13 protein-coding genes are annotated in these 13757 nt (G+C 55.9%); 4 read left to right on the top strand and 9 right to left on the bottom strand.

What is annotated here, in order from left to right; translation table 11 throughout:
* Nucleotides 1-109: 109 nt before the first annotated feature.
* Together ribD and nrdR are read right to left on the bottom strand one after the other, a co-directional pair.
* Nucleotides 110-1219 carry a bifunctional diaminohydroxyphosphoribosylaminopyrimidine deaminase/5-amino-6-(5-phosphoribosylamino)uracil reductase RibD gene (gene ribD, locus FEM41_RS10870; RefSeq protein WP_138095989.1) on the bottom strand — a complete coding sequence of 370 codons (1110 nt, stop codon included), beginning with the start codon at nt 1217-1219 and terminating at the stop codon, nt 110-112.
* Between the two features lie 5 nt (nt 1220-1224).
* Nucleotides 1225-1674 (bottom strand): transcriptional regulator NrdR, encoded by a 450-nt coding sequence (gene nrdR / locus FEM41_RS10865; protein ID WP_138095988.1) that lies wholly within the window; start codon nt 1672-1674, stop codon nt 1225-1227.
* A gap of 158 nt (nt 1675-1832) precedes the next feature.
* Here nrdR and FEM41_RS10860 point away from each other — a divergent pair, with 158 nt between their 5' ends.
* From FEM41_RS10860 to FEM41_RS10850, 3 genes are all read left to right on the top strand, one after another.
* Nucleotides 1833-2408: a SadB/YajI family lipoprotein gene (locus tag FEM41_RS10860; RefSeq protein WP_138099165.1), complete on the top strand. Its 576-nt coding sequence runs from the start codon at nt 1833-1835 to the stop codon at nt 2406-2408.
* A gap of 286 nt (nt 2409-2694) precedes the next feature.
* A complete protein-coding gene (locus tag FEM41_RS10855; protein ID WP_138099164.1) occupies nt 2695-3552 on the top strand; it encodes a nucleoside-specific channel-forming protein Tsx in 858 nt (285 codons plus the stop codon).
* 222 nt (nt 3553-3774) lie between these two features.
* Nucleotides 3775-4923, top strand: coding sequence for an acetate and sugar kinases/Hsc70/actin family protein (locus FEM41_RS10850; protein ID WP_138095987.1), 1149 nt, complete (start codon nt 3775-3777; stop codon nt 4921-4923).
* On the opposite strand, the gene FEM41_RS10845 is transcribed toward FEM41_RS10850, so the two are convergent.
* The 6 genes from FEM41_RS10845 to queA all read right to left on the bottom strand — a co-directional run bounded on the left by FEM41_RS10845 (nt 4911) and on the right by queA (nt 11226).
* Nucleotides 4911-5360: a VOC family protein gene (locus tag FEM41_RS10845; protein ID WP_421805321.1), complete on the bottom strand. Its 450-nt coding sequence runs from the start codon at nt 5358-5360 to the stop codon at nt 4911-4913. The two genes, FEM41_RS10850 and FEM41_RS10845, sit on opposite strands and share 13 nt — an antisense overlap.
* A 142-nt stretch (nt 5361-5502) precedes the next feature.
* Nucleotides 5503-6474, bottom strand: a complete 972-nt coding sequence (secF, locus tag FEM41_RS10840; protein ID WP_138095986.1) for a protein translocase subunit SecF — start codon at nt 6472-6474, stop codon at nt 5503-5505.
* A gap of 10 nt (nt 6475-6484) precedes the next feature.
* Nucleotides 6485-8332, bottom strand: coding sequence for a protein translocase subunit SecD (gene secD, locus FEM41_RS10835; protein ID WP_138095985.1), 1848 nt, complete (start codon nt 8330-8332; stop codon nt 6485-6487).
* Between the two features lie 27 nt (nt 8333-8359).
* Nucleotides 8360-8692, bottom strand: a complete 333-nt coding sequence (yajC, locus tag FEM41_RS10830; RefSeq protein ID WP_138095984.1) for a preprotein translocase subunit YajC — start codon at nt 8690-8692, stop codon at nt 8360-8362.
* A 21-nt stretch (nt 8693-8713) separates the two neighbouring features.
* Nucleotides 8714-9841, bottom strand: coding sequence for a tRNA guanosine(34) transglycosylase Tgt (gene tgt, locus FEM41_RS10825; RefSeq protein WP_138095983.1), 1128 nt, complete (start codon nt 9839-9841; stop codon nt 8714-8716).
* 287 nt (nt 9842-10128) lie between these two features.
* Nucleotides 10129-11226 carry a tRNA preQ1(34) S-adenosylmethionine ribosyltransferase-isomerase QueA gene (queA, locus tag FEM41_RS10820; RefSeq protein ID WP_138095982.1) on the bottom strand — a complete coding sequence of 366 codons (1098 nt, stop codon included), beginning with the start codon at nt 11224-11226 and terminating at the stop codon, nt 10129-10131.
* 116 nt (nt 11227-11342) lie between these two features.
* Here queA and acpH point away from each other — a divergent pair, with 116 nt between their 5' ends.
* Nucleotides 11343-11924, top strand: coding sequence for an ACP phosphodiesterase (gene acpH, locus FEM41_RS10815; protein WP_138095981.1), 582 nt, complete (start codon nt 11343-11345; stop codon nt 11922-11924).
* 2 nt (nt 11925-11926) lie between these two features.
* On the opposite strand, the gene malZ is transcribed toward acpH, so the two are convergent.
* Nucleotides 11927-13744 carry a maltodextrin glucosidase gene (gene malZ, locus FEM41_RS10810; protein WP_138095980.1) on the bottom strand — a complete coding sequence of 606 codons (1818 nt, stop codon included), beginning with the start codon at nt 13742-13744 and terminating at the stop codon, nt 11927-11929.
* Nucleotides 13745-13757: the final 13 nt, after the last annotated feature.

Below are 13757 nucleotides of genomic sequence, written 5' to 3'. Positions count from 1 at the left end.
AGTTCAACGCTCTGCTCAGGCTTTGTATACCCTAAATAATTCGAGTTGCGGGACATCTCTGCCCCAGGCGAACGTGCTTTAGCACGGCCCCTGAATTATAACGGGTATATTATGCGCCAGCAGGGGTCAGCGTTACGCGCAGATCGGGCCCTATCGCCCGTACTTCGCTGAATGCAAAGGTCGGCGCATCGGCCAGTCGGTCGAGCCCTGGCAGGCGACATAAACCCCGGGCTCCGTCGCCCAGCAGTTTCGGCGCCAGATAGACGATAAGCTCATCCACCACCCCGGCCTGCAACAGCGCACCGGCCAGAGTCGCCCCAGCTTCAACCCATACCGAATTAATCTGGCGCCGGCCAAGCTGCATCATCAGCGCCACCAGATCGATATGCCCCTGACGTTCAGGCAGCAGCAGGTGATCAACCGCCTCCGGCCAGTCTACCTCGTCGCGCGCCAGGCGCGCCAGCCAGGTTTCGCCGGGCTGTTGCACCAGGCGATGCTGCGGCGTCACCCGGTTGCGGCTGTCTACCACCACCCTGACGGGTTGACGCACATTGGCCTTCGGGTAGCGCGCCCGGGTGGCTTCATCCAGTTCATTCCAGCGCACCGTGAGCGACGGATCGTCCGCCAACACCGTAGCGCTACTGGTCAGAATCGCGGCGCTCTGCGCTCGCAGACGCTGCACATCGCGTCGCGCCTGGGGGGAGGTTATCCACTGGCTTTCGCCGCTGGCCATGGCAGTACCGCCATCCAGCGATGCCCCCAGCTTAAGCTGCACCCAGGGGAAACCGGTGCGCATCCGCTTCAAAAAGCCGCGGTTCAATACTTCGGCCTCGTTCATCATCAGGCCGTGGCTGACCTCGATACCGGCTTCACGCAGACGATGCATGCCGCGCCCGGCCACCTGCGGATTAGGATCCTGCATCGCCACCACCACCCGGGCGACCCCGGCGGCGATCAGCGCCTGGCAGCACGGTGGCGTGCGTCCGTGATGACTGCAAGGCTCCAGGGTTACGTAAGCGGTGGCGCCGCGCGCCTGCTCGCCCGCCATACGCAGGGCATGAACTTCGGCGTGTGGTTCACCGGCGCGGTAGTGAAAGCCTTCACCGACAATGGCGCCGTCGCGTGCGATAACGCAGCCGACCCGGGGATTAGGATGAGTGGTAAAACGCCCACGGCGCGCAAGCTCTAACGCGCGCGCCATATAGAGTTGGTCCTGCATGAGCATCAGTCCTGTAAGCGGGCAATCTCTTCGCCAAATTCGCGAATATCTTCAAAACTGCGGTAAACCGAGGCAAAACGAATGTAGGCCACTTTATCCAGTTTTTTAAGCTGTTCCATCACCAGATTGCCAATCTCTTTACTGGGAATCTCGCGCTCGCCGGTAGCGCGCAGCTGGGATTTAATGTGATTTAACGCCATTTCGACGTCGTCGGAGCTGACCGGGCGCTTTTCCAGCGCTTTCTGCATACCGCTACGCAGCTTATCTTCATTAAAGGGCTCGCGGACATCGTTACTCTTTATCACCCGCGGCATAACCAGCTCCGCCACTTCGAAAGTGGTAAAACGCTCGTGACACACCAGACACTGACGGCGGCGGCGCACTGACGATCCCTCTCCCACCAGGCGGGAATCAATCACTTTGGTGTCCACAGCGAAACAAAATGGGCAATGCATAGGGCTACCTGTATCCGGAAATGGTGACTGCTTTACAGTTTACCCTGTAACGCCCGGGACAACAAAGAGACCGACGCTTTGAGACAAAGGATCTATGTTTTCTGTCACACTGCTTCTACCATTACAGTAACTCGCTGAACAAAAGGAACCTTTTTATGATGACAACGCGTTGCCTGAAGCTGATTCTGGCAGGAAGTCTCTTCACGCTTACCGCCTGTGCCGCCCAGAAAGAGGTGCGTCAGGTCAGTAATGAAGTGCAGGCGATGAATCAACAGATGAACAAGCTGAGCCAGCAGTCGGTGAAGCTGACCCAGCAGAACGCCCTGAACGCCAACTCAACCAGCGGCGCATATCTGCTGCCGGACTCGAAAACCGCCGCCCAACTGGATAGCCAGATAGGCACCCTGACCATGACCTTAAGCAAGGTGGTCGCTACCAATAATGGTACCCGCGCCACGCTCACCATTCGCGGCGGTAACAGCGCACCGCTGCCCGCCTTTAGCGGCAAGGTAGAATGGGGTCAGTTACAGGGCACCCTGGAAAACTACCAGGAAGTTAACGTGCAGACCTATCCGATTAATGTGCCGAAAAGCGTGCTGGTGCCGAGTGATGTCGATATCCCGCTCGATATGCCCGGTATCACGCCGGATCAACTGGGCTTTATCCGGGTACACGATATTGTGCCGTCGGACCCCAGCTATCAGCCGCCGGCCAAATCCCCTTTCGCCAGCTAAGCTTTCGCCCGTTCATCTGGCGGATGAACGGGCGCCTTCCCCGCCATACAAAATTCCTTTCATCCCAACGCGCCCCGGACTGGATAAATCTGACGAAATGAGTAGAATTCCGACGTCTTTATCGTTTAATTGTGAAGGCAATCGATTACCTGAATGATAACGACGTGAAAAAAGACGCATTTTTGTGAGAAAGGCTTATTTATAATAGCCCACCTTGCTACGGCGCGCTGAGATGCGCCGGCTTCCCGGTAACTTTCCCGGACAACCGAAAAACAGTGGCGAAATGATGAAAAAAATGATGTTAGCGGCTGGCGCCGCAGTGGCGCTCTCCTGCTCTTTTTCCGCAAGCGCAGCGGATAGCAATAGCGAATACCTCTCGGACTGGTGGCACCAGAGCGTCAACGTGGTGGGCAGCTATCACACCCGCTTTGGACCTCAACTGCGCAATGACACCTACCTGGAATACGAAGCTTTCGCGAAAAAAGACTGGTTCGATTTCTATGGCTACATCGACGCCCCGCGCTTCTTCGGCGGCGACGGCAGTTCTACCGGCATCTGGAACCACGGCTCTCCGCTGTTTATGGAGATCGAACCGCGCTTTTCCATCGACAAACTGAGCGGTCTGGATCTGAGCGTAGGACCGTTTAAAGAGTGGTACTTCGCCAACAACTATATCTATGATATGGGCCGTAACAGCGACAATCGCCAGAATACCTGGTATATGGGCCTGGGGACCGATGTTGAAACCGGTCTGCCGATGAGTCTGTCGCTTAACGTCTACGCCAAATATCAGTGGGAAAACTACGGCGCGGCTAACGAAGACAGCTGGGACGGCTACCGCTTCAAAATTAAATACTTTGTGCCTATCACCGATCTGTGGGGCGGCAAGCTGAGCTACATCGGTTTTACCAACTTCGACTGGGGTTCCGATCTGGGCGATGAACCGAACCGCACCAGCAACTCTATCGCCTCCAGCCACATTCTGGCGCTGAACTATGACCACTGGCACTACTCGTTTGTCGCCCGTTACTTCCATAACGGCGGTCAGTGGCAGGACGGCCCGGAGATGAACTTCGGCAAGGGCGATTTCCGGGTTCGCTCCACTGGCTGGGGTTACTACCTGGTAGCGGGTTACAACTTCTAATTCCAGAAAAATATTCGGGGATGAGGGCAACGCTCTCCCCGAATTAAAAAACAGCGTCTTAAAGCTTATTCCTCAAAGTTCCCCCTGACAGCCCCCATAATGCGTATTTTCTCAAAGAAGTAATAAAGCAATATTTCTGTCTATACTGGCATTAGCGAACCACCAATTACAAATGATAACCAGACTGTAAACTCACGCCCATGAACCTGAGGATAACAATCTATGCATAAATCCTGTATAAAATACGTTCCCCTGCTGATGTTAATGTTATTCATTACCGTTAAAAATAACGTATATGCAGCCACACCTGAATATTCAGTGGTAGTAGATGCAGGAAGTAGTAAGACCAGAGCCATACTTTATCAAGTGTCGGACAGTGATTCAGTTAAGGAAGTCGCATCAGAAACCCAAAAAACGCCGCTAGCCAGTTTCTCTCAATCTCCTGAAAATGCAGGCAAAGAGTTAATAGCTCCGCTGCTGAAAAAGGTATTAAACTCATATAATAATAAGCCACAGACGATCGACATCAACGTATTAGGCACAGCAGGAATGCGTCAGTTAACGGCAGATATGCAAGAAAAGATCTATCGTAGTATTCAACAAACCGTCAAAGATGAGGGCTATCGACAGGGTAGGATAGGAACTATCGATGGCTGGGAGGAAGGCGCCTTCGCATGGGTTCATCTTAACCAGTTGGCAGGGCTGACAGGCACAGATAACACTCAGGGAATTATTGAGGTGGGCGGCGCCTCAACCCAGATAACTTTTGACAGCAAAAATGCCTCACTGTCGGGCACGCACCCGCTAAAACTGAAAGGAAAAACATATTATTTATGGAGCCGAAGTTTACTGGGATTCGGCGCTAACTCAATACGCGATGAAGTAGATAAAAAAGAGGGGAAGAAAGCCTGTTACCCGCAAGGATATCAAAATTCCAAAGGGTTTGATTTTAACCAGTGTGATCAAGGTTATGACAACGCATTAGCAGAGAATCCAGAGGCACTTAGCATACTGAAAGCTACCGCCGGGATCCCGGCTCTTAAAACAACTCAGTTTGTTGGGTTAAGCGCTCTCAATTATACTCTTGGCTTCTTCGACACGCCTACAGCGGAAAAGGGGCAACTGAAAGAAAACATTACCACCAGTTGTACCAGTTTTAGCGACATTAACAACCAGATAAAAAACAATCCTACCAAGGACAGTTATCAACCAGAAAATAAATGCGCCAATGGGACTTTTGTTTATAATCTGCTATATGACTACCTGAAACTGGGTGATAAAAAGATTACCGGCGTAAAAAATTACAACGGCTCAGATATTCGATGGACCGCAGGATACCTGATTCTGGCCCATGAGAATCAGAATAAATAGCACCAGGGCCCTGAGTTACAACATCTAATCTTCTGCTTCCACATCAGGGAGGGGCTGACTTCCCTCCCACTTCCGACGCTGTTGCCGCAGAAAATCATCCGGTTACCTTCGCTATCAATAATCCGGGCGATAGTGCCGATACCCTCCAGCGCCAACGGGCCAAAGCAACGGCGCCCTCCTTGCCTGCACGCCCACGCAACAGCGCCTTCAACATCGTCGGTAACCAGATAGATCACCGGGCCATCAGTACCGGGCGTGAAATCCTGCCCCTGCGTCAGTGCACCGCCAGGCGCCGGTTCCTGGTAGGGAAAAACCGCCAGACCGGCGTCCGGCTTCTCTTCAGGGCGCAGCGTAATACCCAGCATGCCCTCATAGAATGCAGTAGCCCGCGCCATGTCCCGTACCGGAATTTCAAACCAGCTCATAATGTTGTTCATCTCATCTTCTCCTGTTGTTTTCTGATAACAGGAGACAGTTTGCCCCCCTCCTACTGACAGCGTCCTGTCAGGAGACTCTCGACAGGCGAAAAAAAACCGCGACGCCAAAGGGTCGCGGTTTTTGTTCAGGCAAACGCCGGGATTACGGCAGAATTGACGGCTGATCCGCCCCTTCTTTCTCCACCTTCTGCTGCTGGATGTGCTCGCGCTTCATCCCCAACTTCAGCGCCAGTGCAGACGCTACATAGATGGAAGAGACGGTCCCGATGGAAACCCCGATCAGCATCGCCAGCGAGAAGCCTTCCAGCATCGCGCCACCGAAGATATAGAGCATCAGAACCACCACCAGAGTGGTCCCTGAGGTCATCAGGGTTCGGCTCAGAGTCTGGGTCAGCGACACGTTAAAGATTTCGTAAGAGGTTCCGCGACGAATTCTGCGGAAGTTCTCACGAATACGGTCGGAGACCACAATACTGTCGTTCAGCGAGTAGCCGATAACCGACATCAGTGAAGCGATGATGGTCAGGTCGATCTCGATATGGAACAGCGACAGAATACCTAAGGTAATCACCACATCGTGCGCCAGCGCGATAACAGCCCCTAACGCCAGGCGCCACTCAAAGCGGAAGCCCACGTAGATAAGGATACTGATCAGCGCCACCAGCAGTGCCATGGCCCCGGCCTGAGCCAGATCGGCCCCCACGCTGGGTCCGACAAACTCGATACGCTTGACGGTCGCATTCTGGCTGGTCGCTTCGTTAATCACGCTAACGACCTTGTTACCCAACGCCTGACCGCCAGCTTCACCTTCCGCTGGCGGCATACGGACCATCACGTCGCGGCTGCTGCCAAAGTTCTGCAGCTGCGGTTCGTCAAAGCCTGCTTTTTCCAGCGCATCACGCATGACATCCATCTGCGCCGGTTGTTCCAGGTTGATCTCAATGACCGTACCGCCGGTAAAGTCCAGTCCCCAGTTGAAGCCTTTCACGCCGATAATAGCCAACGAGGCGATCAACAACAGCCCGGAGATAGCAAAGGCGACATTGTCCCAGCGCATAAAGTCATAGACTTTACGACCGTGGTTGAGTTGTTCAACGCTATATTCCTGTGCCACAACTCACTCCTCAGATAGACAGCTTGTTAATACGCTTGCCGCCGTACAACAGGTTGACGATGGCGCGCGTGCCGACGATGGCGGTGAACATCGAGGTTGCCACACCGATAGCGGTGGTGATGGCAAAACCCTTGATGGAGCCGGTACCGACGGCGTAAAGAATGATGGCGGTAATCAGCGTGGTAACGTTGGCGTCAATGATTGAACTAAACGCCCCTTTATACCCTTCGTGAATAGCCTGCTGTACCGAACGCCCGTTCTTAAGTTCTTCCTTAATACGTTCGTTAATCAGTACGTTGGCATCCACCGCCACCGCCAGCGTGAGCACGATACCGGCAATCCCCGGCATGGTTAGCGTGGCCCCCGGCAGCAGCGACATTACCCCAACAATTAACACCAGGTTAGCGATAAGCGCAGAAGTGGCGATAATGCCAAACTTCTTATAGAAGAAGACCATAAAGACGATGGACGCCACCAGCCCCCACAGACAGGCTTCCAGACCCTGTTTGATGTTCTGCATCCCCAGAGTCGGCCCAATGGTACGCTCTTCCACGATCTGGATCGGCGCAATCAGCGCACCGGCACGCAGCAGCAGAGAGAGCTGGCGCGCTTCGTTGGCGTTGCTGATACCGGTAATGCGGAAGCTGTTGCCCAGACGCGACTGAATGTTCGCCACGTTGATCACTTCTTCCTGCTTCGCCAGAATCGCACGGCCATTGGCGTCTTTCTTACCGCTGTCCTTATACTCCACAAACAGGGTCGCCATCGGCTTACCAATGTTGTCCTTGGTGAAGTTGGACATGATGTTACCGCCAGCGCTATCCAGAGAGATATTCACCTGCGGCTGGTTGTATTCGTCCTGGCTGGAGGTAGAGTCGGTGATATGGTCACCGGTCAGAATCACGCGCTTGTACAGCACCACCGGCTGCCCTTCACGGGTCATCTTCACTTCAGAATCGCCCGGTACGCGGCCAGAAGCGGCAGCGGACTGATCGACGCTGGTGTTCACCAGACGGAACTCCAGGGTCGCCGTGGCGCCCAGAATTTCTTTGGCGCGAGCGGTATCCTGAATCCCCGGCAGCTCAACCACAATACGGTCGGCACCCTGGCGCTGTACCAGCGGTTCGGCAACGCCCAGTTGGTTAACACGGTTACGCAGGATGTTGATGTTCTGCTGCACCGCATATTCACGCGCTTCGCGCAGACGATCGTCAGACATTACGGCACGCAGACCATTGCTGCCCTGGCCGCTAATCACCAGATCGCGGTGGCGCCCCTGCAGATAAGAGACGGCGTCGTCACGCGTGGAGCCGTTGCGGAAAGAGATATCCACGCCATAGTTGTTGGTCTTGCGTACGTTGGTCCAGGCAATGCCCTTGTCGCGCAGGTCGCTACGCAGACTGTCGATATTCTGCTCCTGGAGTTTACCCAGAGCGGTTTCCATATCCACTTCCATCAGGAAGTGAACGCCGCCGCGCAGATCAAGACCCAGCTTCATCGGCTCGGCGGCAATGGTCGACAGCCAGCGTGGGGTAGCGGGGGCAAGGTTGAGCGCCACGACGTACTGGTCACCCAGCACCTCCATCAGGGATTCACGGGCGCGCAGCTGTGTATCGGACGAGTCAAAGCGAGCGAGGATAGAACCATCCTCCAGCGCTATCGACTTCGCGGAAATTTGTTCTTTTTTTAAGGTGTTCTGGACCTGGTTCAGCGTTTGCTCACTGGCGGCGACGCCGCGCGCGCCAGTGATCTGAACGGCCGGATCCTCACCATACAGGTTGGGGAGCGCATACAGCAGACCGACGATAATGACGACGATCAGCATGATGTACTTCCACAAAGGATAACGGTTTAACACGGCAGTTCCCTTCGGGAAAACGGAAAATTACAGCGCCTTCATGGTGCCTTTCGGCAGGACAGCTGCGACGAAGTCACGTTTGATGACCACTTCGGTGGTGTCGTTCAGCGCCATAACGATGTAGCCATTTTCCGCCACTTTAGAAACGCGCCCAACCAGACCGCCGTTGGTCAGCACTTCATCACCCTTGGCGATGGAGTCCATCAGTTTTTTATGCTCTTTGGTACGCTTTTGCTGCGGACGCAGGATCATAAAGTAGAAAATCAGGCCGAAAACCACCAGCATCAGAATCAGCGACATTGGGCTACCCTGAGCCGGAGCGCCGGTAGCGGCAACAGCATCAGAAATGAAAAAACTCATTAAATTTCCCTCATTTTTAAATTAATCAACAGATAACGCTGGGACCGGTTTACCCTGACGTGTGTAAAAGTCCGCGACGAAGTGCTCTAATTTACCCTCTTCGATAGCCTGGCGTAAACCGGCCATCAAACGCTGGTAGTAACGCAGATTATGAATGGTATTGAGCCGCGCGCCCAGAATTTCATTACAGCGATCAAGATGATGCAGATAAGCGCGCGAGTAATGGCGACACGTGTAGCAATCACACTCTGGATCCAGCGGCGACGTATCGCTCTTATGCTTCGCATTGCGAATTTTCACCACGCCATCGGTCACAAACAGGTGACCGTTGCGCGCATTACGGGTCGGCATCACGCAGTCGAACATATCGATACCGCGGCGCACCCCTTCCACCAGGTCTTCCGGTTTCCCCACGCCCATAAGGTAACGCGGCTTGTCTGCCGGAATCTGCGGGCAGACATGCTCAAGAATGCGGTGCATATCCGCTTTCGGCTCACCAACAGCCAGGCCGCCGACAGCGTAGCCATCAAAGCCTATCTCTACCAGCCCTTTAACCGAGATATCTCGTAAATCTTCGTAAACGCTACCCTGAATGATACCAAACAGCGCATTCGGGTTATTCAACTGGTCGAAGCGGTCGCGACTGCGTTTCGCCCAACGCAGAGACATCTCCATCGAACGCTTAGCGTAATCCCAGTCCGCCGGGTACGGCGTACATTCGTCGAAGATCATCACGATATCGGAACCGAGATCGTACTGAATCTCCATCGACTTTTCCGGGCTCAGGAAGATGGAATCACCGTTGATCGGGTTGCGAAAATGCACCCCCTCTTCGGTGATCTTGCGGATATCCCCCAGGCTGAAGACCTGGAAGCCGCCAGAGTCGGTCAGAATCGGACCTTTCCACTGCATAAAGTCGTGCAGGGAGCCGTGCAGCTTCATGATCTCCTGGCCGGGGCGTAGCCACAGATGGAAAGTATTGCCCAGGATTATCTGCGCGCCGGTGGCTTCCACCTCTTCCGGCGTCATCCCTTTTACGGTGCCGTAGGTACCCACCGGCATAAACGCGGGGGTTTCTACCGTGCCGCGTTCAAACACCAGACGGCCACGGCGTGCGCGACCCTCGGTGGTCTGAAGTTCAAATTTCACTTATCCTCCAATCAGATACACAGTCTGACGGTTAAAACACAACCCTCACCCCGGCCCTCTCCCTGAGGGAGAGGGGGAACGTCAAAAACAGGGATTGTTAATCCCCTCTCCCCTCACCAGAAGGGAACGTCAAAACCAGGGGTTGTTAATCCCATCCCCCCTCACCAGAGGGAACGTCAAGACCAGGGGTTGTTAATCCCATCCCCCCTCACCAGAGGGGAACGTCAAGACCAGGGGTTGTTAATCCCATCCCCCTTATGGTGAGGGGAACGTCAAAACCCGATTTTTTAATCCCCTCTCCCCTGCGGGGAGAGGGTCAGGGTGAGGGGGTCATTAATGGCCTGCGGATTGTACGTGATAAACATCGCATCGCCATAGCTGAAAAATCGGTATTCCGCTTTCACCGCCTCCTGATAGGCGTGCATGGTGTGTTGATATCCCGCAAAAGCGGAAACCAGCATAATCAGCGTGGATTCCGGCAGATGGAAGTTGGTGACCAGCGCATCGATAATCCGATACTGGTAACCGGGATAGATAAAGATCTGCGTATCGTCGAAAAACGGCTCGATGATATCCTGCTGCGCCGCCTGGGCTGCGCTTTCCAGCGAACGCACCGAGGTGGTGCCCACCGCGATAACCCGATTACCTCGAGCCTTACAGGCCAGTACCGCGTCCACGACCTCCTGAGGCACTTCCGCGTATTCCGAGTGCATCACGTGATCTTCAATGCTTTCCACCCGCACCGGCTGAAAGGTGCCCGCCCCCACGTGCAGAGTCACAAAGGCCATCTCTACCCCTTTACGGCGCAGGGCCTCCAGCAGCGGTTCATCGAAGTGCAGACCCGCCGTCGGCGCGGCCACGGCGCCGGGCTTCTCACTGTAGACCGTCTGATAGAGTTCACGATCCGCTTCTTCATCTGGTCTGTCGATATAGGGCGGCAGCGGCATATGACCAATCGCGTTTAAAATTTCCAGTACCGGGCACGGGTCGTTAAACTGAACTTCGAATAGCGCGTCATGGCGCGCCACCATGGTGGCCTGAATGCTCTCATCTTCGCCAAGCAGCAGTTCGGCACCCGGCTTCGGCGCTTTGGAGGCGCGGATATGGGCCAGCACTCGGTGCTCATCCAGCATCCGTTCGACCAGCACCTCGATCCGCCCACCGCTGGCCTTGCGGCCAAACAGGCGCGCCGGAATCACCCGGGTATTATTAAAGACCAGCAGGTCTCCGGGGTTGAGCTTATCGAGCAGATCGGTGAAAGTGCCATGCGTAAGCTGCCCGGTTGGCCCGTCGAGCGACAATAAGCGACAGGCGCTGCGATTAGGCTGTGGATAATGGGCAATCAGGGATTCAGGGAGTTCAAAAGAGAAATCGGCAAGACGCATGACAGGAAACTCAGGCTTAAAAACAGGCGGCCTAGTCTAGTGCCGGGGGCCCCTCCCTGCAACTTGAATTATTTAAGACGCAAGCCATCTGACACTACGAAATCACTAAGGAACCTATGAACTTTCTTGCCCACCTGCATCTCGCCACTCTGGCGCACAGTTCCCTTGCGGGAAACCTGCTGGCCGACTTTGTGCGTGGAAATCCGGATGAACAGTGGTCGCCGGAGGTAGCCGCTGGTATCTGGATGCACCGTCGCATCGATGCCATGACCGACGATCTGCCGGAAGTGCGCACCGCCAGGGAGTGGTTCCGCCCGCAAACCCGCAGGGTTTCCCCCATTACCCTGGATGTGGTCTGGGATCACTTCCTGTCGCGCCACTGGTCGCGCATCTGCCCCGACCAGCCGCTGCCGCAGTTCGTCGCCCATGCCGAGGCGGCTATCGCCCCCATCCTCCCCCAGGCGCCGGAACCTTTTGTCAATCTGAATCACTATCTGTGGCCCGAGCGCTGGCTGGAACGCTATGCCGATATGGCGTTTATTGCCCGGGTCCTGAACGGGATGGCTAACCGCCGCCCAAAGCTGGCGGCGCTGCGCGACTCCTGGCAGGACCTGGACGACCATTACGACCAGCTTGAACAGCTGTTCTGGCAGTTTTATCCGCGCATGATGAAGCTTGCCCGGGAACGCCGGTTGTAACGCTAACGGCTACGCCAGACCGTCACAGATACCGCCCCCAGCGTCAGGCGCTCGCCTTCCATGCTCCCTTCTCCCAACTGACGCTGCCAGTCACCGTTCGCCAGCAGCGGCGATGGCGCCAGCGTAATCTCAGAAGCCGTACCGCGGTTAATGACCACCAGCACCCGCTCACGCTGCCAGAGCCGCACAAAGGCCAGGATATCACCTTCGGCGTACACCACCTGACAGCCGCCGCGCCGTAGCGCCGTGCTCTGACGACGCAGCTTCGCCAGTTGCTGATAAAACGCCAGTAACTCACCATCCTGCTGTGCTTGATCCCACGGAAAGGGCCGACGGCACATCGGATCCATATCCCCTTCCACGCCGACTTCGTCGCCGTAATAGATACCGGGCACGCCGGGCCAGCAGAACATCCAGGCTACCCCCAGCGGTAGACGCGCCCGATCCTTACCCAGCAGAGAGATAAAGCGCGGCGTATCGTGGCTGTTCAACTGGTTAAACATGCGAAGCTGCTGCTGATGCGACAGCCCGGCGCGATACTGCTCCATCCAGGCCGCGCAGGTTTTGGCATCAATCCGCTGAGGATCGTACGAAATATCGGTATTCGCCAGAAATGCCCAGACCGGAAAGGTAAAGCCGCGATAGTTCATAGAAGCGTCTTCGGCATCGGCCTGTAACCACTGGCGCGCATCACCGAAATGTTCACCAAATACGAAAGCATCCGACCGGGTCTCTTTCGCCGCCTGACGAATCCCGGCCACGTGGCGCAGGTTGTTACCCGCCCCACCACCTTCGCCGAGCATATGCACCACATCGAGCCGCCAGCCGTCCATACTCCACGGCTCGCGCAGCCAGTGGCGCACAATGCTGTTCTCGCCCCGGTAGATCTCATCTACCACGCCGCTGGCGCGGTAGTCGAGCTTCGGCAGGCTGGGATAGCCCAGCCAGTCCAGCGCCTTGCCATCTTCGGAAAAGCTATACCAGTCGCGCCACGACGACGCGGGGTTATGGCAGGCGCCGGTCGTCGAGTCCGTGTGGCGATCGAACCAGCGGTGGCTGTCGCCGGTATGGTTAAACACCCCGTCGAGCACCAGTCGCATTCCCTGCTGCCGGGTATGGTGACGCAGGCGCAGCAGCGCTTCATCCCCCCCGAAGGCGGGATCGACGCGACGATAGTCTTCGGTATCGTATTTATGCACGCTCGGCGCTACAAACACCGGGTTCAGATACAGCGCGGTCACCCCCAGGCGTTTCAGCCAGGGCAGCTTTTCGTTAATACCGTCCAGGTCGCCGCCGTAAAAGGTCGAGCCCCCGGCCTCTGGCGTTAAGGGCTCATGCCATTCGCACCGCCGGATATCGCGGTTTGCCGCATGGTGCCGGTAAACGCTTTCCTGCTCGAAGGAACGCCGGGTGCTACGGGCAAAGCGATCCGGGAAAATCTGGTAGAAAATCTGATCCGCCACCCAGTCAGGCCCGACATCCGGCGCATCCACGGCAAACTGCTCAAGGCGGGGCGGTGGAAAATCGCTAAAGCCCAGCGGCGCGAACCACTGTTGCCTGTCGGCCCATAGCAGCTTAAAGCAGTAGCGGCGGCGCGACTGTCCGCTACTGAGATCGATGCTGGCGCGCCACGCGGTAATCCCCGGGTGCGGTGCCTGCGCCTGCCGGGTCATCTCGATCGGCGTCTCTTCGTTATCGATTTCAGTACGCAGCATCAGCCGCTGCGGCAGCGCATCTCCCGCCAGCCACAGCGTAATGGTCATCTTCTGTCCCCGGATAGCCACAAACGGCGCTACCGGCAGGTGCCAGGCCTGTAACATGGTGAATCCCCTG

Origin of the sequence: Jejubacter calystegiae, from assembly GCF_005671395.1 — a bacterium.
Taxonomy (GTDB): Bacteria; Pseudomonadota; Gammaproteobacteria; order Enterobacterales; family Enterobacteriaceae; genus Jejubacter; species Jejubacter calystegiae.
This window is presented reverse-complemented; position numbering and strand designations above follow the sequence as displayed.

Coding starts and splice junctions, on each gene's coding strand:
- FEM41_RS10850 (WP_138095987.1), top strand. CDS start 3,775: ATGCATAAATCCTGTATAAAATACGTTCCCCTGCTGATGTTAATGTTA.
- queA (WP_138095982.1), bottom strand. CDS start 11,226: ATGCGTCTTGCCGATTTCTCTTTTGAACTCCCTGAATCCCTGATTGCC.
- FEM41_RS10845 (WP_421805321.1), bottom strand. CDS start 5,360: ATGAACAACATTATGAGCTGGTTTGAAATTCCGGTACGGGACATGGCG.
- malZ (WP_138095980.1), bottom strand. CDS start 13,744: ATGTTACAGGCCTGGCACCTGCCGGTAGCGCCGTTTGTGGCTATCCGG.
- FEM41_RS10860 (WP_138099165.1), top strand. CDS start 1,833: ATGACAACGCGTTGCCTGAAGCTGATTCTGGCAGGAAGTCTCTTCACG.
- ribD (WP_138095989.1), bottom strand. CDS start 1,219: ATGCAGGACCAACTCTATATGGCGCGCGCGTTAGAGCTTGCGCGCCGT.
- nrdR (WP_138095988.1), bottom strand. CDS start 1,674: ATGCATTGCCCATTTTGTTTCGCTGTGGACACCAAAGTGATTGATTCC.
- acpH (WP_138095981.1), top strand. CDS start 11,343: ATGAACTTTCTTGCCCACCTGCATCTCGCCACTCTGGCGCACAGTTCC.
- FEM41_RS10855 (WP_138099164.1), top strand. CDS start 2,695: ATGAAAAAAATGATGTTAGCGGCTGGCGCCGCAGTGGCGCTCTCCTGC.
- yajC (WP_138095984.1), bottom strand. CDS start 8,692: ATGAGTTTTTTCATTTCTGATGCTGTTGCCGCTACCGGCGCTCCGGCT.